We start from the raw sequence: 17,151 nt of genomic DNA on the forward strand, positions 1-17,151 counted from the left end.
TCAGTTCGATCCACGGCTGCCGACCACCAGTCGTTCGACGGCCCATGACGCCTGCTCCGCAGCGACCCCGAGCAGCGCGCCTGCGATCAGGTCGGAGACGTAATGCTTGCCACGCGGCACCTGGATCACGGCGATCGCGGCAGCGACGCCGTAGCCGACGACCGCCTGCTCCGGATAGTCGCGTGCAAAGGCGCGGGCGACGGCCACGGCGCCGCCGGTGTGTCCGGACGGGAAGCTGCTCATCTCGCTCGACGTGTCGTTGCCGGCCTCGGCGGTATAGCCATGCCCCTTGGCCAGTTCCGCCGGGCGGCTGCGGTCGATGCGGTGCTTGATCAGCGACTTGAGCTTGGTCACCAGCAGCTCGGCTGCGAGCATGCGGCCACCGGTTCGCGCCAGGCGGCGACTGCCGAGAACGAGCCCGGCGACGCCAACGGCAATGCAGCTGGAAATCAGTTGCGGCTGGTCGGCGATTTCGCTGGCCCAGCCCAGCGCCTTGACCGGGGCGGTATCCTGCAGCGGTTCGACGGCGTTGGCGACCGCGATGTCGGCCTGTTCGGGATCGCTGGGTGTGGTCATTACGGCACAATGCACGGGAATGCCGGTCGTCACCAAGCCTGCGGCAACGACGCCGCCCTGACCGAGGCTTCCTGACCTCGGATCGCTTGCGGCGCTCAGCTGTTCCTGAGGCGAAGCGACAGGAGAGATTATGCTGCGTTCGATTCTGATGGGCCTGGTGGCGGGCCAGCGTGCGATGACCCCGCTATCGGCACTGGCGGGCGCGGCCCGTCGCGGTACGCTGCCCCATGACAACCCCGAGGCGCGGCTGATGGCGCATCCGCTGTTCGCGACCGGTGGCGTGGTGCTGGCCGCTGCCGAGATGGCGGGCGACAAGATGAAGACCGCGCCCGATCGTACAGTGTTCCTCGGCCTGCTGGCACGGACCATCACCAGCGGCTTCGCGGGCGCGACGCTCGCCCCGCCGCGGCGGCAGCTGGCGGGCGCAGCGCTGGGCATCGGCGCGGCGATCGCCTCGTCCTATGCCGGGCTGGCAGCGCGCAAATGGGCGATGCAGCGCTGGGGCCAGACGTCGACCGGATTTGCGGAGGAAGCGATCGTGCTGTCGGCAGCCAACCTGATCGCCAACGCCAGGCCTGCCGAAGACCACATAGGTGGCAGGCCGGCAGGGCGTCGCTAGCCGGCCGAGGCCGCCAGGGTCTCGCAGCTAGGCGGCTCGGCTGGTTTCGGCTACGGCACGCGGCGATGGCCAGCGACAAATCGAGCCCGCCACTGCCCGAGGCCAGCGCGACCGGTGGACTGGCCGCCGTACTGCTGGCCAACCGCCCCGCGCTGCTCGGTTTCCTGCGCAGCCACGGCGCCGGCGACGCGGCGGAGGACCTGTTCCAGGACCTGTGGCTCAAGATCGAACTGGCGCCTGTCGGCCCGGTCGCGCAGCCGTTATCGTACCTCTACCGTGCCGCGAACAATCTCATGCTCGATCGCTACCGGGCGACGCGGCAGGCGGTGAAGCGCGAGCGGGACTGGAGCGCAACAGCGGATTCGAGCGTCGAGCCGCCCGCCGAGCGCGGCCTGATCGCGCGCGAGCAACTGCTGCAGGCCGAGGCGGCGCTGGCCGGGCTCGGCACGCGGGCGTCGACGCTGTTTCGGCGTCACCGCCTCGACGGTGTCCCCCAGCGTGAGCTTGCGGCGGAGTTCGGCATCAGCCTCAGCACCGTCGAAAGCGACCTGCGCCACGCCTATCGCACGATGATCGAACTCCGGGAGCGATTTGCGCTGGAGGAGCCGGCAAGGCCGCCGGCCGGCGACTCCGTCATAGCGCAGAGGACGCCATGAACCGCACCGGCCAGACGATCAGAGACGACGCGATCGGCTGGATCATCCGGCAGCGCGAACCCGCGTTCGACGACTGGGTCGCGTTCGGCGACTGGCTGGCCGCCGACCCGGAGCATGCCGAAACCTATCACGCGATGGCCGACGCCGACCGCGACGTACCACTGTTGATGCCGGCCGCGCCTCGGCCGGTGATCCGCCCCCGCCCGGGCATCACGCGGCGGGCGTGGCTCGGCGGCGCGTTGGCGGCATCGCTGGTCGCGGTGGCAAGCTATACGGTGCTGCAGAACCGGGCCTCGCCCTACGTGCTGGACGCCGCGGCGGGCGTGCCGCGTTCGGTGGTGCTGGCCGATGGCAGCCGGATCGAGATGAATGGTGGCACGCGGCTGGTGCTCGACCGCAACGACCGGCGCGCCGTGACACTGGCCCATGGCGAGGCGGTGTTCACCGTCACTCATGATGCCGCCGATCCGTTCAGGCTGGTGGTCGGCGACGCGACGCTGGTCGACGCGGGGACCGTCTTCAACGTCGTCCGCACCGGCAGTCGCACCGACGTCGCGGTCGCCGAGGGAGTTGTCATCTATAACCCGGGCCACGAGAATTTCCGCCTGTCGGCGGGGCGGAGCATGCGGGTCGTCGACCGTGACACCAGGCTGCTGATCGGCGAGGTCGCCCCCGGCGTGATCGGTGCCTGGCGGACCGGCACGCTGACCTACACCGGAACCCCGCTGGCGCTGGTCGCCGAGGATCTAACGCGCAACCTCGGCGTCGAGATCGTCGCCGCGCCGGCCGTCGCGGGCCGCACCTTCCGGGGCGTCATCAGCTTTGGCCGGGACCGCAGCGCGACGATCGGACGGCTCGGCCCGCTGCTCGGCGTCCATGTGCGCCGCGACGGCAAGCGCTGGCTGCTCGTCGACAAAGACACGTGAGGGGCCGAAGACACGTCAGGGCGATCCGCGGTCTTGCCTCGCTCGGACTACTGATCGTCACCGCGGCCGGCGCGCTGCCGCGCATCGACCTGCCCGCCGGCACTTTGGGCAGCGCGGTAACGGCGCTTGGTACCCAGGCCGGTGTCAGCATCTCGATCGCCGACGCGACGCTGTGGAGCCAGCCGGTGCCGGCAGTTCACGGCCGGCTGACGGTCGCCGCGGCACTCGCGCGGCTGACGCGCGGCACGGCGGCAAGGGTCCTGGTGATCGACGGGGTGACCTGGCGGATCGAGCGCGCCGCAAGGCCAGCGCGTGTCCCTGCCGCCACCCCGCCGATCCACCGGCTGGCACCTTCCGAGGAGGAACCGATCATCGTCATTGCCAGCAAGCGCGACGTTCGGCTGGGCGACTTTCCCGGCACCGTCCTGCGCCTCGACGGCGACGACCTAGGCCTGGGCGGTACGCAGGGCACCGGCGGCATCCTGGCGCAAACGGCGAGCGTATCCTCGACCCACCTCGGCGAGGGGCGCAACAAGCTGTTCATCCGCGGCATCGCCGATTCGAGCTTCACCGGGCCGACCCAAGCCACCGTCGGCCAGTATTTCGGCGACGTCCGGCTAACCTACAACGCGCCCGATCCCGACCTCCGCCTTTACGACGTCGCGGCGGTCGAAGTCCTCGAAGGACCGCAGGCCACGCTGTACGGCGCGGGGTCGCTGGGCGGCATCATCCGCGTCGTCCGCAACCCCGCCCGGCTCGGCGAGATCGAGGCGGCGCTGTCGGCGGGCGTCGCCTTGACCCAGCATGGCGCCCCCGGCGCCGACTTCGGCGGCGTGGTCAACCTGCCGCTGCTCGACACGCGCGTCGCGCTGCGCATCGTTGGCTATGGGCTGACCGACGGTGGTTATATCGACGACGTCGAGCGCGGCAAATCGAACATCAACCGGACCCGGACGGCAGGCGGCCGAGCCGCGCTGGGGATCGACGCGGGCGACGACTGGACCATTGACGCGGGTGCGACCTTCCAGGCGATCCACGGCGACGACAGCCAGTATGCCGACCGCGACGGGCCGCCGCTCACCCATGCCAGCCCGATCGCGCAGGGCTTCCGCGCCAGCTACGCGCTGGCTGATTTCGTCGTCGGCAAGGACTGGGGCGAATTGCGCCTGTTGTCGTCGAGCGGCATCGCCCGCCAGTCGCTCGATGAGCGCTTCGATGCCGGATCGAACCAGCCGCTGAACATCGCCGCCGGGCAGTCGCTCGCCCCGGTCCTCGCCGCCGCGACCTTCGGCGACTCGGGCCGCGTCTTCACCCAGGCCAATCGCACGATGCTCGTCTCCAACGAAACCCGGCTGTGGCGGCCGATGAGCCGGGCCTTCGGCTGGGTGGTCGGCACCAGCCTGCTCTACAATCGCTCGCGCCTGCGCCGCACGCTCGGCCAGATCGGCATGCCGCTGCCGGTCACCGGCGTGGTCAACCGCATCGACGAGGCGACGCTGTTCGGCGAGGCGAGCTACCAGCCGCTGCCGGCCCTGACCCTGACCGCTGGCGGCCGGGTGTCGCGGTCGAAGCTGTCGGGCGACGGCGAGGATATCGAGCCGACGGCATCGCGGCTCGTGGCGCTGGCGCGGGCGCAGGCGACTGCCAGCCGGACCAGCACCCGCGTACTGCCGTCGATCAGCGCGGCGGCGACGATGCTGCCCGGCGTCATCCTGTTCACCCGCTACAACCAGGGCTTTCGCCCGGGCGGCCTGTCGATCGACAGCGACTTCGTGCGGCGGTTCAACAGCGACCGGGTGGCGACACTGGAGACCGGCGTCCGCTCCGGCAATCCCGGTCACGGCGCCTTCGACCTTGCCGCCGCGGTGGCGCTGACCCGCTGGACGCGTATCCAGGCCGATTTCGTCGACGGGAACGGCCTGCCGACGACCGCCAATATCGGCGACGGGCGCATCACCAGCCTGTCGCTGACCGGCGGCTGGCGGCCAGTGGGCGGCCTGTCGCTCGATGCCGAACTGGTCCTCAACGACAGCCGGGTCACCGATCCCAAGGTGGTCATGCTGGCCGGTATTCCGCTGACCCGCATTCCCAACGTGTCGCGCCTCACCGCCCGCGCTGGGCTCGACTACCGAACCCGGCTCAGCGACGCGCTCGACCTGCGGGTCAGGGCCTCGGCCCGCTACACCGGCAAGTCGCGGCTCGGCGTCGGCCCGTTCCTGGGGCAGGAGCAGGGCGACTATGTCGATACCTCGCTGACCGCGCGGATCGGGTGCCCGGGCCTCGGGCTGACGCTGACCCTGACCAATCTCGCGGACAGCGCCGGCAACCGCTTTGCCCTGGGAACGCCGTACCAGGCGTTGCAGGAGGGCCAGATCACGCCGCTGCGGCCACGCACGGTGCGCCTCGGCATCGACACGCGCTTCTAGCCCTGACGCCGCCGGAGAAATCAAGGCTGGGCGGCGGCGGCTTCGTCATCACCCCATGAAGGCGCGTCGCGGTCCCCGCGCATCCCGCCGGCCCCGGAGTGATCTGCCTTGCGCACCCTGTTCACCGCCTGCCCGACCTCGATAGCCTCACTCGTCGCCACTGCGGTGTCGGCGCGTTTCGCGTCATGATGGCCCGGCTTTACTGGGGCGCCGGCATCGCGCTGGTCGTCTGGCTGCTGCCGCCGACGATCTCCAGCGGCGGTGGACTGGCCGGTTCGCGACATGTCGATAGCTCGATCTACGGCGCGACGGCGGCCGGGCGTATGGCGCTGGACCGCTCGGATGCGCAGGTCGCCGCGGCGCTTGGGCGGGCGCTGCCATAGCGGGTGCCTGCAGCTTGGGCTTGACCGATGGGATCCTTATCCCACATCGAGGCGCTTATGCTGCACTGCAACAGCGAAATGGGCGAATGACCGAGACAGCACAGCCACGCCGCCATTCGGTCGGCCTCGTCCATTTCGCGCTGGCGCTCGGCGGCTTTGCCATCGGCACCACAGAGTTCGCAACGATGAGCCTGTTGCCGCTGTTCTCCAAAGGGCTCGGCATCGACGCGCCGACCGCGGGCCATGTCATCAGCGCCTATGCGCTCGGCGTCGTCGTCGGGGCGCCGCTGCTCGCGGTGGCGGCGGCAAAGCTCAGCCGGCGGACGCTGCTGGTCGTGCTGATGGCGATGTTCGCGCTGGGCAACGGGCTCAGCGCGCTGGCACCGACCTATCACAGCCTGCTGGTCTTCCGCTTCCTCAGCGGGCTGCCGCACGGCGCCTATTTCGGCATCGCCTCGCTGGTCGCGGTGTCGCTGGTGCCTGCCGACAAGCGCACGCAGGCGGTCGGGCGCATCATGCTCGGACTGACCGTGGCGACGATCATCGGCGTGCCGTTCGCCAACTGGCTGGGGCAGGTGCTCGGCTGGCGCTGGGGGTTCGGCGTGGTGACGGTATTGGCGCTGGTGACGATCGCCATGGTCGTCGCCATCGTGCCCGCCGACCGGCCCGATGCCGATGCCAGTCCGTTGCGCGAGCTCGGTGCACTGCGGCGCGGGCAGGTGTGGCTGACGCTGCTGACCGGCGCGATCGGCTTCGGCGGCCTGTTCGCGGTGTACACCTACCTCGCCTCGACCCTGATGGCGGTGACCGGGGTCTCGGCGACGACGGTGCCGCTGGTGCTGGGCGTGTTCGGCGTCGGCATGACCGCGGGCAATCTCATCGTGCCGCGCTTCGCCGATCGTGCCTTGATGCCGACGGCGGGCCTGCTGCTGCTGTGGAGCGCGGCGGCGCTGGCGCTCTACACGGTGTCCGCCGGGCACCTCTGGTCGATCACGCTGGCAGTGTTCGCGATCGGCTTCGGCGGTGCGCTCGGCACGGTGCTGCAGACCCGGCTGATGGACGTCGCCCATGACGCCCAGGGCCTGGCGGCGGCGCTCAACCATTCGGCGTTCAACACCGCCAACGCGCTCGGCCCGTGGCTTGGCGGCATGGCGATCGCGGGCGGTTACGGCTGGACCTCGACCGGCTGGGTCGGCGCGGCTCTGGCGCTCGGCGGCTTCGCGATCTGGGCGGTGTCGTACGCCCTGTCGGCGAGTGGCGCCCGGCCCGCGCTCGCGGCATAAGCGCCCCGGGGAGAACGGCCACGGCGCGATTGATCCTGTTCAACAAGCCGTACGGCGTGCTGTCGCAGTTCACCGACCGTGGCACGCCGGCGGCACGCTCGACGCTGTCGGACTTCATCGACCTGCCCGACGTCTATCCGGCCGGACGCCTCGACTTGGACAGCGAGGGGCTGCTGCTGCTTACCGACGACGGCCGGCTGCAGGCGCGCATCGCCGACCCGCGCTTCAAGCTGCCGAAGACCTACCTCGTCCAGGTCGAGGGCGAGCCCGGCGACGCCCAACTCCAGGCCCTGCAATTCGGTGTCCAGTTGAAGGACGGCCCGACCCTTCCGGCCGAGGTCGAGCGTATCGACATCCCCGACCTGTGGCCGCGCGACCCGCCGGTGCGCTTCCGCAAGACCGTCGCGGATAGCTGGCTCAGCCTGACCATCCGCGAGGGCCGTAACCGCCAGGTCCGCCGGATGACAGCGGCTGTGGGGTTGCCGACGCTTCGCTTGGTGCGCTGGAGCATCGGCGACTGGACGCTCGCCGACCTGCCGCCCGGCAAGTGGCGCGAGGTCGCCGCCTGATCGGCTTCAATCGGGAGCGTCGAACGTCGCGCTGCCCTGGTTGAGCAGTTCGACCAGCAGCGCCACCGCCACCTTCGATCCGGCCAGAGCCGGATCCAGTTCGACCCGATCCCGCGCGCACAGCTGCTCGGCCAGCGCCGCGGTATCCCCGCTGCAGGCGAAGCACTCGCCATCGACGAACAGCGACACCCCGCCCGCCGGCTGGCGGACGAAGGCAAAGCGGCTCGCCGGATTGCGGTACAGCGGCGACCCGGCCGCCAGCAGTTCGCGTACCCCCGCCGCCTGCACCGGCTCCTCCGGCTGCCAATCGACATCGGGATATTTGGGCGCGCTGTTATATTCGCCGAACCAGCGGGCAAAGCCGTCGCGGTCGAGCAGCTTGTCGGTAATCATCCGGTGCAGCCGCGTGATCGCCTCGGCGGTGATCTCGCCGGGATTGTCCTGCTGCGGCAGCGCCGGATCAGCATAGCGGTCCTCGTCCTGCAATGTCTCCAGCAGGTGATCGCACCAATTGCCCAGCAGGTCGCTGCGCGAGGGCGCGCGAAAGCCGATCGAATAGGTCATGCAGTCGTCGCCGACCGCGACACCGTCATGCGCAAAGCCGGGCGGCACGTACAGGATATCGCCGGGCTCCAGCAACCATTCGTCGGTCGCGGTGAAGTCGGCGAGCAGGCGCAGGTCGGCATGGGGCAGCAGCGGACTGGACTGGTCGCACCGCGGCCCGACCTGCCAGCGCCGCGTGCCAAGGCCCTGGATCAGGAACACGTCATACTGGTCGAAATGCGGTCCGACGCCGCCGCCGTCGGTGGCATAGCTCACCATCACGTCGTCGATGCGCCAATCTGGGATGAAGCGGAACGGCTCGATCAGCGCCGCGACTTCCGGGACATAATGGTCGACGGCCTGGACCAGCAGCGTCCAGCGCTTCTTGCCGAGCTTGGCGATCCGGGCCTCGTCGAACGGTCCGTCCTCGGCCTTCCAGCTTTTTGGAGTGCGCGTCACCAGCCGTGATTCGACCTCGGCCTCGCAGGCGAGGCCAGCCAGCTCGTCGGGGTCCAGCGGGTTGTGCCACGCCTTCCACGGATTGCGGATCAGCAGCGGCTTTTGCTGCCAATGGTCGCGCAGGAAGGCGGCAATATCAAAGTCGGCCAGCTGCATCACCGGTCGTCGCCGTACAACCGCGCCGCGTGCCAGGCGAGATGATCCGCCATGAAGGTCGAGATGAAGTAATAGCTGTGATCGTAGCCCGGCTGCATCCGCAGGGTCAGCGGAATCCCCGCCGCCTCGCACGCCGCGGCCAGCAGTTCGGGGCGCAGCTGCTCGACGAGGAACTGGTCGGCGTCGCCCTGGTCGACGAGGATGGCACCGACGCTGGCACCGTCCTCGATCAGCGCGACGGCATCATGCTGCCGCCACGCGTCGCGGTCGGGCCCGAGGTAGCCGCCGAGCGCCTTCTCGCCCCAGGGCACCTGCCCCGGCGCGACGATCGGCGCGAAGGCCGAGACCGAGAGATATTGCTCGGGGTGGCGCAGCGCCAGCGTCAGTGCGCCGTGCCCGCCCATCGAGTGACCGGTGATGCCCTGCCGCGCCATGTCGACGGGGAAATTGGCCGCGACCAGCGCCGGCAGCTCCTCGGTGACATAGCTGTACATGCGGTAGTTGGCATCGAACGGCGCCTCGGTCGCATCGACGTAGAAGCCGGCGCCGAGACCGAAGTCATAGGCGCCGGCTGCATCGTCGGGGACGCCCTCGCCGCGCGGCGACGTATCGGGCGCGACGAAGATCAGCCCCAGTTCCGCACACGCCCGCCGATAGTCACCCTTGTCGGTGACGTTGGCGTGCGTGCAGGTCAGCCCCGAGAGATACCAGACGACGGGCAGCTTCACGCCCGGCGCATGGTCGGGCACGAACACGCTGAACACCATCGGCGTACCGGTTTCAGCAGAGGCATGGCGATAGACGCCCTGCGTGCCGCCATAGGCCCGGTTGGTCGAAACGGTTTCCATCGTCAGTAAACCACGACGCTGCGGATCGACTTGCCCGCGTGCATCAGGTCGAAGCCCTTGTTGATCTCGTCGAGGGTGAGGACGTGGGTGATCATCGGGTCGATCTCGATCTTGCCGTTCATGTACCAGTCGACGATCTTGGGCGTGTCGGTGCGGCCGCGGGCGCCACCAAAGGCCGAGCCCTTCCAGACTCGCCCGGTGACCAGCTGGAACGGCCGGGTCGAGATCTCCTTGCCGGCCTCGGCGACCCCGATGACGACCGAGACGCCCCAGCCGCGGTGGCAGGCCTCCAGCGCCTGGCGCATCACCGTCGTGTTGCCGGTGCAGTCGAAGGTGTAGTCCGCGCCGCCGTCGGTCAGCGCCACAAGATGCTGGACGATGTCGCCCTCGACGTCCTTCGGGTTGACGAAGTGGGTCATGCCGAAGCGGCGACCCCACTCCTCCTTGTCGTCGTTGAGATCGACGCCGATGATCTTGTCGGCGCCGACCATACGGGCGCCCTGGATGACGTTGAGCCCGATGCCGCCCAGCCCGAACACCACGACATTGGCACCGGGCTCGACCTTGGCGGTGTTGACCACCGCGCCGACCCCGGTGGTGACGCCGCAGCCGATGTAGCAGGCCGACTGGAACGGCGCGTCGGTGCGGATCTTGGCCAGCGCGATCTCGGGCAGCACGGTGAAGTTCGAGAAGGTCGAGCAGCCCATGTAATGGTGCAGCATCTGGCCCTTGTAGCTGAACCGGCTGGTGCCGTCGGGCATGACACCCTTGCCCTGCGTCGCGCGGATCTGGGTGCACAAATTGGTCTTCTGGCTCAGGCACGACTTACACTGGCGGCACTCGGGCGTATACAGCGGGATGACGTGATCGCCGACCGCGACGCTGGTCACCCCGGCGCCGATCTCGCGGACGATGCCGGCGCCCTCATGGCCGAGGACGGCGGGGAACAGTCCCTCGCTGTCGAGGCCGTCGAGCGTGTAGGCATCGGTGTGGCAGATCCCGGTCGCCATGATCTCGACCAGCACCTCGCCCGCCTTGGGCCCTTCCAGGTCGAGCTCGACGATCTCCAGCGGACGCTTGGCCTCGAAGGCGACTGCAGCACGGGTCTTCATAAGGGCTCCTGTCGGGCACACGGCTATGCCGCGGCTCATGCCAGTTCGCGGCGTCGGAAGGCAGCAGAATCGTGCGTGACCGACTGGATCGATGCCGCGTGAACGCGCGCCGCGTGGCCCAGATGCACTGCCGGCAAACCAATTTAACAATTCTGCAGCAATCGGACAGATTCATGTTGCACTGCAGAAAGAAAGCGCCTCGACTGATCACAGAATTCGACGAACCAAGCGACCGTTTCCCTGGGGAGGGAGGGCGATGCGCAGGAGAAGTCGATGATAACACGCAGGAATCTTTTAGGTCGTATCGGCGCTACCGGCGGAGCCGGAGCAGTCGCTTCGGCGATGCAGACGCTCGGCATGTTCGGCGTTGCACAAGCTGCACCGTTGCCCGAATTGCCGGGCAGCTATGGCAAGGGCCGTCATGTCGTCGTGCTCGGCGCCGGCATCGCCGGGCTGGTCTCGGCTTACGAACTTGAGCAGGCAGGCTTCAAGGTAACGTTGCTGGAGGCGCGTCCGCGCGTCGGTGGCCGGGCCTGGACCGTCCGCAACGGCGACAAGATCGAGATGATCGGCGAGGCGACGCAGACCGCCAAATTCTCCGAAGGCGTCTATTTCAACGCCGGGCCGGCGCGCCTGCCAAGTTTCCACCAGGGTATCCTCGGCTATGCGCGCAAGTTCAACGTGCCGCTCGAGGTCGAGGTCAATTCCAGCCGCTCCGCCTATATCGCTCAGGCCGGCGGCAGCAGGATCAAGATGCGCGCCGCGATCAACGACACCCGCGGCTATCTGTCGGAACTGCTCGCCAAGGCGATCAACCAGGGTTCGCTCGACCAGGCGGTGACCGCCGAGGAAAAGCTCAAGCTGGTGCCGTTCCTGCGCGCCTATGGCGACCTCGACGAGAAGTTCGAGTTCAAGGGCACGGCGCGCTCGGGCTTCGGGACGCCGCCGGGTGCCGGCGTGTCGAGCTTCGAGACGCCGATCAAGCCAGTGCCTTTCGACACGCTGCTCGCCAATCCGCAGCTGCCGATGACGTTGTTCGAAGACGCGATGTACATGCAGGCGACGATGTTCCAGCCCGTCGGCGGCATGGACCAGATCAGCGTCGGCATCGAACGAAGCCTGAAAAGCCGCGCCGTCCGCAATGCCGAGGTCAAGCGCATCCGGCAAAGCGCCAAGGGCGTCGAGATCGTCTATGTCGACCGTCCCAGCGGCGCCTCGCACACCGTCACCGGCGACTATATCGTCTGCACCATCCCGTTCCCGGTGCTGGCCGGGATCGACTGCGACTTCCCGGCGGAAACCAGCACGGCCATCGCCGGGGTCGTCTACGACGCTTCGAACAAGGTCGCCTTCGAGGCGCCGCGCTTCTGGGAACGCGAACAGATCTACGGCGGCATCAGCTTCGTCGGCGGTGACACCTCGCTGATCTGGTATCCGTCGGCCGGGCTGCACAGCGAGCGCGGCATGATCCTCGGCACCTACACTTCGGGGGCCAAGGCGCTGGCATTCCAGACGAAATCGATTGCCGAGCAGATCGCCGCGGCGCGTGCGGCGATCGACATGGTCCATCCGGGGCACGGCGTTGATTGCGTCGACCCGCTCGTCGTCAACTGGCGCAAGGTGCCCTACAGCCTCGGGCCGTGGCCGGCCTGGGGTGGCATTCCGACGGGGCCGCAGGAGGGGCACAACGACTCCGCTGCCTATCGCCTGCTGTGCCAGCCCAGCGGCCGCGTCGTCTTCGCCAGCGCTGCGCTGAGCCAGACGCCCGGCTGGCAGGAGGGGGCGGTGCAGTCCGCCCATGCGGCGGTCGCGCTGATCGCCACCCAGGTCGCCGAGCGTGCCCTGACCGAACCCACCCTGCGTGCTGCCGCCTGAGTGGCAGTTGTCGCTAAATTGTCACAGAGTCGATCTCATTCGCATTTAAGCCAAGATAGTGCACTTGCGAATTAGGAGAATGGAAGGGAAACTATAACTCAGATCAGTAGCAGACTGATTCGAGACTTCAGGAGTCGAAGGTCCGGTTAGAGGGTCAAAACTACTCTGTAGCAATTGCAGAGATAGCTTTCTGTACTTTCAAGACGTGACCGGTGCGCACCATTAGAGTGCGGCCGGTCAAGGGGGAGGGTCCTGACTATTTCAAGGGGGACCCACCAATGATCAGAACCAAGCAGATTTCCTACGCAGCACTTGCGATCGCGTCACTCATGGGTCAGCGCGTCGTCGCCCAGACCGTCGCTCCCGCCAACGAGGTCGCCGCCGCGGCCGTCGTCGACGATGCCAGCGAGATCATCGTCACCGGCACGCGCGCCGGTGGCATTACCGCCGCCGAAAGCGCCGCCCCGATCAAGGTGTTCAGCGCCGAGACGCTGGCGCACGTCGGCCAGCCCAACCTCAACCAGGTGCTGACCCAACTGGTGCCGTCCTTCAACGCCCAGGCGTTCGGCGGCGACACCGCGAACCTGACGCTGTCGGCCCGGCTGCGCGGGCTCAGCCCCAACCACACGCTGGTGCTGGTCAATGGCAAGCGCCGGCACGGCACGTCGAACCTCGCGGTCCTCGGCGGACCTTACCAGGGTGCCGCCGCCCCCGACCTCGACCTGATCTCGCCATCCTCGGTCAAGCGCATCGAGGTGCTGGAGGACGGCGCCGCCGCGCAATACGGCTCCGACGCGATCGCCGGGGTCATCAACATCATCCTCAAGGACGATTCCGAAGGCGTCAGCGGCTACGCCACCGCGGGTGAATATTACAAGAGCGGCGGGCGCACCTACGGCGCCACCGTCCACCTCGCGACCAAGCTCGGCGAGAACGGCTTTGCCAACGTCACGCTATTCCACCGCTATCACGACTTCAGCCAGGTCGGCGGCCTCGACCGGCGCGTCACCGACGACAAGGGCGTGCTGCGGACGACCCTGAGCGCGGCGCAAAAGGCGCTCTACAGCAACATGGACGGCTTTCCGTACGTCAACCGCATCAACGGTGACGCGGAATCGCACCTGACCAACCTGCAGTACAATACCGGCTACGACTTCGGCACCGTCCAGGCCTACAGCTTCGGTTCGTACAGCAAGCGCATCGCCAGCGCCTATGAGAACGCCCGCGTTCCCGACCGGATCATCGCCTCGGCGGTGCTCGGCGTCGGCGGTACGCTCGGTGCGCCCGGCTCGATCGTCTTCGACCCCAACGGCTTCAACCCGCGCGAGAAGATCCGCGAGGACGACTATTCGGCGACCGGCGGCATCAAGGGCGAAGCAGCCGGCTTCAACTTCGACCTCAGCGCCACCTATGGCGAGGACAAGAACGCCATCTACACCGTCGACTCAGCCAACCGGGCGCTGTTCATCGACACGCACACGACGCCGACCGACTTCTACGACGGCTTTTTCCGCTCGGGTGAGTTCACCGCCAACGCCGACTTCAGCCGCGAGTTCGAGATCGGCCTGTTCAAGCCGATCAATATCGCCTTCGGTGCCGAATACCGGCGCAACCGCTACGAGATCGGCTCCGGCGACCCGGGCTCGATCTACAAGGAGGGCGGCCAGTCCTATCCGGGCTTCCGCCCCTCCGACGCCGGCGTCCACACCCGCGAGGCCGAGGCGGTCTACCTCGACATCGCCGCCGCCCCGGTCGACGGCCTCAAGCTCGATGGTGCCGTCCGCTACGAGCATTATTCCGACTTCGGCAGCAAGGTCATCTACAAGCTGACCAGCCGTTATGACTTCAACGACATGTTCGCCGTCCGCGGCACGGTGTCGACCGGCTTCCGCGCCCCGACACTGGCGGAATCCTTCTACTCCGCGACCAACGTCTCGCCGACCTCGGCCTTCGTCCAGCTGCCTGCCAACTCGGCCGCCGCGAAGATCCTGGGGTTCAAGGACCTCGCCCCCGAAAAGTCGACCAACTTCAGCGCCGGCGTCGTCATCCGGCCCGCCTCGCGCCTGACGCTGACCGCCGACGCCTACCAGATCCGCATCCGCGACCGCATCCTGGGCACCGGCTCCATCTTCAGCAGCGGCGGCGCCAGCAATTATCCGCTGGTCACCACGGCGGTCATCGCCAACGGCAACATCCTCGACCCGACCGTCACCCAGACCGGCGTCAGCCTGTTCGCCAACGGCGCCACCACCCGGACCCGCGGCGTCGAGTTTGTCGCCAGCTATGCCAGCGACTTCGGTGATGCCGGTACCGTCGACTGGACGCTGTCCGGCAATTACAACAACACCAAGGTCACCAAGCAGGGCGTCGGACCGACCCTGAGGGGCACCAACGCCGCCGGTGCACCGATCAACGGGCCGATCTCGTTGTTCGACCGCAGCACGATCAGCAACCTCGAAGACGCCTCGCCCAAGGTCAAGATCATCGCCTCGGCGTTCTATACGATCGACAAGTTCTCGGCGACATTGCGCACCACCCTGTTCGGCAAGAGCTCGAACCTCGCCACCCCCGACGGTGGAGTCTTCTACGAGCAGGTCATCAAGACCGCAGCCGTCGTCGACCTGGAGCTGAACTACAAACTCCTTTCCGGCCTCGAGTTCTCGATCGGCGCGAACAATCTGTTCAACAAGCGCCCGCCGATCGTCGCGCTGATCCCGGGTACGACCAACTACTCGCTGGTCAACGCCGGCAACGTCCTCGACGCACCGCTGACGTTCAGCCCGTACGGTATCAACGGCGGATATTATTACGTCCGGGTCAACTTCAACTTCTGATTACCGGCGGCGCGGGCCATTATCGGTCCGCGCCGCTAACCTGCCATCACGGAGACCAAGTCCATGAACCGCCTGCTCCCGTTCGCGCTCGCTGCCGCCGCTTTCCTGCCCGCCGCCGCCGGTGCCGCGCCGATCGTCCGCCATGTCAATCCGCCACCGGCCCTGATCCTCGGCGGCGTCACGCTGCCCGCCGGCACCGAGATCGTCATGCTCAGCGGCCAGCTCGCGTCGCCGATCGATCCGGCCAAGACCGACAGCATCGCCGCGTTCGGCGACACCCGGACCCAGACGATCAGCACGTTCAACAAGATCAAGGCCGCGCTCGCCAAGGTCGGCTATTCGATGTCCGATATCGTCAAGCTGACGGTGTTCGTCGCCGGCGACCCCAAGCTCGGCGGCAAGATGGACTTCGCCGGCTTCAACGACGGCTACAAGCAGTTCTTCGGCACCCCCGAGAACCCCAACCTCGTCGCCCGTTCGACGGTCCAGGTCGCAGCACTGGCCGGCCCGAACTTCCTGGTCGAGATCGAGGCGACGGCGGCCAAGGCGCCGCGCTGAGGCGGTCGCCGCATTCGCGGAACGGAGGAGTTGGCCAGGGCTGGTGTTTCACGCCCCGACTTGATCAGTCGATCATTTCAGCCGGCTGGAACCGAAGGCTCTACATCGGGCACGGGCGGGTTTTCCGGCAAGGGCGGTACCCGGCTCAGGTGCAGCGCGATGACGAGCGCCACGCCGCCCAGAGTCCCGACGAACAGGGCGACGCCGTGCCAGCCGCCGTGGCTCCAGGCGAAACCGCCGGCGGAGCCGAGGATGCTGGAGCCGAGATAATAGAAGAACAGGTACAGCGCCGCCGCTTGTCCGCGGTTCTGCCGGGCGCGCCTGCCGACCCAGCTCGACGCGATCGAATGCGCTCCGAAGAAGCCGCCGGTGAACACCCCGATGCCCAGGATGATCAGCGGCAGCGGCGCGGCGGTGGTCACGGCGATGCCGCCAAGCAGCAGCACGATGGGCATCCAGAACAGCTTGCGCCGCCCGATCCGTCCGGCCAGCCCGCCGAACCACGCCGAGCTGAACGAGCCGACGATGTACAGCAGGAAGATCGCGCCGACCGCCGTCTGGCTCAGGTCGTAAGGCGCGGCGGTCAGGCGGAAGCCGGTGTAATTATAGACGGTGACGAACGCCCCCATCAGCAGGAACGCTTCGGCATACAGCCACGGCAGCGCCGCATCGCCGAACAGGGCCCGCACGCCTCCGGCGAAGGAGCGCAGGTCGTGGCGGCGCGCGGCGAACGCCCGCGACGGCGGCGCCAGTCGCCGGAACGCCAGCGCGGCGACCAGCCCGGCGACGCCGATCCCGGCCAGCGCCTCGCGCCAGCCCATATAGTCCGCGAGAATGCTGACGCCGAGCCGTCCGGCCATGCCGCCGAGTGCCGACCCGGCAATATACAGGCCCATCGCCGCCCCGATCGAGGCGGCGTCGACCTCCTCCGCGACATAGGCCATCGCCACCGCCGGCACGCCCGCCAGCGCCACGCCGGTCAGCAGCCGCATGACCAGCAGCATCCCCCAGCCGGGCAGCACCGCCGAGACGATGGTCAGGCCGGCGGCGACGAACAGCGACGCCGCCATGATCGGACGCCGTCCGATGCGGTCGGACAGCACCCCGGCGAACAGCAGCGCCACCGCCATCGGCCCGGTCGCCAGCGACACCGCGAGGCTCGCCTCCGCCGCGCTGACGCCGTATTCCGTAGTGAACAGCGGCAGCAGCGGCTGCACGCCGTACAGCAGCGCAAAGGTCGCGAACCCGGCCATAAGCAGCGCGATCGACAGCCGCCGGTAGGCCGGGGTGCCGCGCGCGATTGGCTGTTCGGCTGGGTCGGTCATAGG

At 68.2% G+C, this 17,151-nt stretch carries 15 protein-coding genes; 10 read left to right on the forward strand and 5 right to left on the reverse strand.

What is annotated here, in order from left to right:
* Complete coding sequence (locus ACOFKW_RS08215; protein ID WP_419816826.1) at positions 1–576, reverse strand: phosphatase PAP2 family protein; 576 nt, start codon at positions 574–576, stop codon at positions 1–3.
* 130 nt (positions 577–706) lie between these two features.
* On the opposite strand from ACOFKW_RS08215, the gene ACOFKW_RS08220 reads away from it, so the two are divergent.
* The 7 genes from ACOFKW_RS08220 to ACOFKW_RS08250 all read left to right on the forward strand — a co-directional run bounded on the left by ACOFKW_RS08220 (position 707) and on the right by ACOFKW_RS08250 (position 7,438).
* On the forward strand, positions 707–1,195 hold the full coding sequence (locus ACOFKW_RS08220) for a DUF4126 domain-containing protein (protein WP_419816827.1): 489 nt from the start codon (positions 707–709) through the stop codon (positions 1,193–1,195).
* A 65-nt stretch (positions 1,196–1,260) separates the two neighbouring features.
* Positions 1,261–1,851, forward strand: a complete 591-nt coding sequence (locus ACOFKW_RS08225) for an RNA polymerase sigma factor (protein ID WP_419816828.1) — start codon at positions 1,261–1,263, stop codon at positions 1,849–1,851.
* A complete protein-coding gene (locus tag ACOFKW_RS08230) occupies positions 1,848–2,777 on the forward strand; it encodes a FecR family protein (RefSeq protein WP_419816829.1) in 930 nt (309 codons plus the stop codon). Before ACOFKW_RS08225 ends, ACOFKW_RS08230 begins: the two co-directional genes overlap by 4 nt.
* Complete coding sequence (locus ACOFKW_RS08235) at positions 2,774–5,203, forward strand: TonB-dependent receptor (RefSeq protein WP_419816830.1); 2,430 nt, start codon at positions 2,774–2,776, stop codon at positions 5,201–5,203. Before ACOFKW_RS08230 ends, ACOFKW_RS08235 begins: the two co-directional genes overlap by 4 nt.
* A 185-nt stretch (positions 5,204–5,388) precedes the next feature.
* The gene (locus ACOFKW_RS08240) at positions 5,389–5,586 is read left to right on the forward strand and encodes a hypothetical protein (RefSeq protein ID WP_419816831.1); all 198 of its coding nucleotides are present in this window, start codon (positions 5,389–5,391) and stop codon (positions 5,584–5,586) included.
* An 86-nt stretch (positions 5,587–5,672) separates the two neighbouring features.
* Positions 5,673–6,869 carry an MFS transporter gene (locus tag ACOFKW_RS08245; protein WP_419816832.1) on the forward strand — a complete coding sequence of 399 codons (1,197 nt, stop codon included), beginning with the start codon at positions 5,673–5,675 and terminating at the stop codon, positions 6,867–6,869.
* A 29-nt stretch (positions 6,870–6,898) separates the two neighbouring features.
* On the forward strand, positions 6,899–7,438 hold the full coding sequence (locus tag ACOFKW_RS08250) for a pseudouridine synthase (protein ID WP_419816833.1): 540 nt from the start codon (positions 6,899–6,901) through the stop codon (positions 7,436–7,438).
* Between the two features lie 6 nt (positions 7,439–7,444).
* Here ACOFKW_RS08250 and ACOFKW_RS08255 read toward each other — a convergent pair whose 3' ends face one another.
* Genes ACOFKW_RS08255 through ACOFKW_RS08265 form a run of 3 tightly spaced genes read right to left on the reverse strand, consistent with a single transcriptional unit; the run spans position 7,445 to position 10,556 of the window.
* Positions 7,445–8,596 (reverse strand): JmjC domain-containing protein, encoded by a 1,152-nt coding sequence (locus ACOFKW_RS08255; protein WP_419816909.1) that lies wholly within the window; start codon positions 8,594–8,596, stop codon positions 7,445–7,447.
* Positions 8,596–9,444 (reverse strand): S-formylglutathione hydrolase, encoded by an 849-nt coding sequence (gene fghA, locus ACOFKW_RS08260; RefSeq protein WP_419816834.1) that lies wholly within the window; start codon positions 9,442–9,444, stop codon positions 8,596–8,598. The genes ACOFKW_RS08255 and fghA overlap by 1 nt, the downstream gene beginning before the upstream one ends.
* Before the next feature lie 2 nt (positions 9,445–9,446).
* Positions 9,447–10,556 (reverse strand): S-(hydroxymethyl)glutathione dehydrogenase/class III alcohol dehydrogenase, encoded by a 1,110-nt coding sequence (locus ACOFKW_RS08265; RefSeq protein WP_419816835.1) that lies wholly within the window; start codon positions 10,554–10,556, stop codon positions 9,447–9,449.
* Between the two features lie 273 nt (positions 10,557–10,829).
* Between ACOFKW_RS08265 and ACOFKW_RS08270 the strand changes: the two genes are divergently transcribed.
* The 3 genes from ACOFKW_RS08270 to ACOFKW_RS08280 all read left to right on the forward strand — a co-directional run bounded on the left by ACOFKW_RS08270 (position 10,830) and on the right by ACOFKW_RS08280 (position 15,823).
* Positions 10,830–12,431 (forward strand): flavin monoamine oxidase family protein, encoded by a 1,602-nt coding sequence (locus ACOFKW_RS08270; RefSeq protein ID WP_419816836.1) that lies wholly within the window; start codon positions 10,830–10,832, stop codon positions 12,429–12,431.
* Positions 12,432–12,709: 278 nt separating this feature from the next.
* Positions 12,710–15,265, forward strand: coding sequence for a TonB-dependent receptor plug domain-containing protein (locus ACOFKW_RS08275; RefSeq protein ID WP_419816837.1), 2,556 nt, complete (start codon positions 12,710–12,712; stop codon positions 15,263–15,265).
* Between the two features lie 63 nt (positions 15,266–15,328).
* The gene (locus ACOFKW_RS08280; protein ID WP_419816838.1) at positions 15,329–15,823 is read left to right on the forward strand and encodes a RidA family protein; all 495 of its coding nucleotides are present in this window, start codon (positions 15,329–15,331) and stop codon (positions 15,821–15,823) included.
* Between the two features lie 77 nt (positions 15,824–15,900).
* Here ACOFKW_RS08280 and ACOFKW_RS08285 read toward each other — a convergent pair whose 3' ends face one another.
* Entirely contained in the window at positions 15,901–17,148 is a 1,248-nt protein-coding gene (locus tag ACOFKW_RS08285; protein ID WP_419816839.1) for an MFS transporter, read from the reverse strand.
* Positions 17,149–17,151: the final 3 nt, after the last annotated feature.

The organism is Glacieibacterium sp. (assembly GCF_965200405.1).
Lineage (GTDB): Bacteria > Pseudomonadota > Alphaproteobacteria > Sphingomonadales > Sphingomonadaceae > Glacieibacterium.

Coding starts and splice junctions, on each gene's coding strand:
- ACOFKW_RS08285 (WP_419816839.1), bottom strand. CDS start 17,148: ATGACCGACCCAGCCGAACAGCCAATCGCGCGCGGCACCCCGGCCTAC.
- ACOFKW_RS08275 (WP_419816837.1), top strand. CDS start 12,710: ATGATCAGAACCAAGCAGATTTCCTACGCAGCACTTGCGATCGCGTCA.
- ACOFKW_RS08265 (WP_419816835.1), bottom strand. CDS start 10,556: ATGAAGACCCGTGCTGCAGTCGCCTTCGAGGCCAAGCGTCCGCTGGAG.
- ACOFKW_RS08225 (WP_419816828.1), top strand. CDS start 1,261: ATGGCCAGCGACAAATCGAGCCCGCCACTGCCCGAGGCCAGCGCGACC.
- ACOFKW_RS08245 (WP_419816832.1), top strand. CDS start 5,673: ATGACCGAGACAGCACAGCCACGCCGCCATTCGGTCGGCCTCGTCCAT.
- ACOFKW_RS08280 (WP_419816838.1), top strand. CDS start 15,329: ATGAACCGCCTGCTCCCGTTCGCGCTCGCTGCCGCCGCTTTCCTGCCC.
- ACOFKW_RS08255 (WP_419816909.1), bottom strand. CDS start 8,596: ATGCAGCTGGCCGACTTTGATATTGCCGCCTTCCTGCGCGACCATTGG.
- ACOFKW_RS08215 (WP_419816826.1), bottom strand. CDS start 576: ATGACCACACCCAGCGATCCCGAACAGGCCGACATCGCGGTCGCCAAC.
- ACOFKW_RS08240 (WP_419816831.1), top strand. CDS start 5,389: ATGATGGCCCGGCTTTACTGGGGCGCCGGCATCGCGCTGGTCGTCTGG.
- ACOFKW_RS08230 (WP_419816829.1), top strand. CDS start 1,848: ATGAACCGCACCGGCCAGACGATCAGAGACGACGCGATCGGCTGGATC.
- fghA (WP_419816834.1), bottom strand. CDS start 9,444: ATGGAAACCGTTTCGACCAACCGGGCCTATGGCGGCACGCAGGGCGTC.
- ACOFKW_RS08270 (WP_419816836.1), top strand. CDS start 10,830: ATGATAACACGCAGGAATCTTTTAGGTCGTATCGGCGCTACCGGCGGA.
- ACOFKW_RS08220 (WP_419816827.1), top strand. CDS start 707: ATGCTGCGTTCGATTCTGATGGGCCTGGTGGCGGGCCAGCGTGCGATG.